This is a genomic window from Limnospira sp. (assembly GCF_051859755.1).
Classification (GTDB): domain Bacteria; phylum Cyanobacteriota; class Cyanobacteriia; order Cyanobacteriales; family Microcoleaceae; genus Limnospira; species Limnospira fusiformis.
Window position 1 is genome coordinate 1 of the sequence record NZ_JBIMLI010000227.1, and the last position, 2089, is coordinate 2089.

Here is a 2089-nt window from a genome sequence, read left to right on the forward strand (position 1 = left end):
GTCCGCTAAAGTCAGGAATGGGGGGAGCGAGTTTAATTAACTGGATCTGAACCCGCTCAACCTGGGACTGTTCCAGGTAGGTTTTGAACTCAAAAACTAGCATGGGTTTACTTCCTATCTTATACTAACGCCATCAGCACAAAATATTCGATATTGCCACAAAAATTTACAATTAAAGCCGTCCTAGAAGGACGGGGTTTTAGACCCAGTTTCTTGATAACAGACACCCCGTCAAACATAGGCGGGATAATTTGGGACTTTTTTGGGAAATGTGGAGAGTAAGTGCTGAAGTGGGGCCGAAATGTGAAACAATCAAATCAAGGCGATCGCAGTCCTTAGCAACCACGATCGCCCATGAAGTTGACATATCTAAACTGGAATACTCATGACTGTTGCTCAAGCCGTCTTCCCCATTGACTTGGGAGCCTACCAATACCTGAAACTTGACCCAGCCAATAGCACCCTAACCGACGAACAACGAAAGGCCCTGAAAGCTAATATTGAACTGGTCAGAGATGCGATCGTTTTCTTCACCGCCACTGGCGCAGCGCGCGGAGTTGGCGGACACACAGGGGGACCCTACGACACCGCCCCAGAAGTAATGATCCTTGATGCCTTATTTCGCGGTTCCCCCGATAAATTCGTCCCTATCTTCTTTGACGAAGCCGGACACCGGGTGGCTACCCAATATTTAATGTCCGTACTCGAAGGCTCTATGCCCGCCGAACAGCTCCTGAGCTATCGCGCCGCACATTCCAAACTACCCGGACACCCCGAATTAGGACTCACCCCCGGCGTAAAATTTAGCTCCGGTCGTCTCGGTCATATGTGGCCTTACGTCAACGGCGTAGCCATGGCTAACCCCAATAAAACCCTTTTCTGTCTGGGTTCCGATGGTTCTCAACAGGAAGGAAATGATGCTGAAGCCGCTCGTCTGGCTGTCTCCCAACAGCTTAACGTTAAACTGATTATTGATGATAACGATGTCACCATCGCCGGACACCCTTCTGATTATATTCCTGGCTACACAGTCGCCCAAACCCTTATCGGTCACGGTCTGAAAGTCCTAGAGGGAGATGGAGAAGATATTGATAGCCTCTATGGTCTGATCTGCCAAGCTATTAATACAGATGGTCCCGTCGCCGTGATTAACCGTCGGAAAATGTGTGTCGGAATTGAAGGTCTCGAAGGTTCCCCCCACGGTCATGATGTCATTTCAGTCAAGGGGGCGATCGCTTATTTGGAAGCCAAAGGTCGCACCGAAGCGGTTAAATATCTCCAAGGTATCCAAGCACCTAAACAAAACTACACCTTCATCGGTTCTAGTGACGATCTCGGTTCCAACCGTAACGTCTTTGGGGATGCCGTCGTTTCCGTTCTCGCTACCATGACAGATAGCGATCGTAAAGAAAAAGTCCTTTGTGTCGATAGCGATTTAGAAGGCTCCTGTGGTCTACAAAAAATCCGCACCGCCTACCCAGAAATCTTTATCAAAGGCGGTATTATGGAGCGCGGTAACTTCTCCGCCGCCGCCGGGTTTGGTATGGAAAAAGGCAAACAGGGGATTTTCGGCACCTTTAGCGCCTTCTTAGAAATGTGCATTTCCGAAATCACTATGGCGCGCCTGAATTACTCCAACGTCCTCTGTCACTTCTCCCATAGCGGCATTGACGACATGGCTGATAATACCTGCCATTTCGGAATTAATAATATGTTCGCCGACAATGGCTTAGATGACGGTTACGAAACTCGTTTGTATTTCCCCGCCGACGCTAACCAGATGAAAGCCTGTGTCGAAGCCGTATTTTTTGACCCCGGACTCCGGTTTATCTTCTCTACCCGTTCCAAAGTTCCCTATATTCTCAACAGTGACGGAAATCATTTCTTTGGCCACGGCTACAAGTTCATCCCTGGTAAAGATGAGGTCATTCGCGAGGGTACTGCTGGTTATATTGTCAGCTTTGGCGATAGTTTGTACCGTTCCTTAGATGCTGTCGATCGCCTCAAACAAGAAGGTATTGATGTCGGGTTAATTAATAAATCTACCCTCAATGTCGTTGATGAAGATATGTTAGCCAAAATCGGAAAC

Annotated in this window: 2 protein-coding genes; one reads left to right on the forward strand and one right to left on the reverse strand. The window is 48.2% G+C overall.

Annotated features, from left to right (window positions below; genetic code table 11):
* Window positions 1-199: 199 nt before the first annotated feature.
* Window positions 200-367 (reverse strand): hypothetical protein, encoded by a 168-nt coding sequence (locus ACTIE0_RS22900; protein ID WP_006621079.1) that lies wholly within the window; start codon window positions 365-367, stop codon window positions 200-202.
* Window positions 368-385: 18 nt separating this feature from the next.
* On the opposite strand from ACTIE0_RS22900, the gene ACTIE0_RS22905 reads away from it, so the two are divergent.
* The coding region (locus tag ACTIE0_RS22905; RefSeq protein WP_439516998.1) for a transketolase C-terminal domain-containing protein at window positions 386-2089 on the forward strand (1704 nt) is incomplete at its 3' end.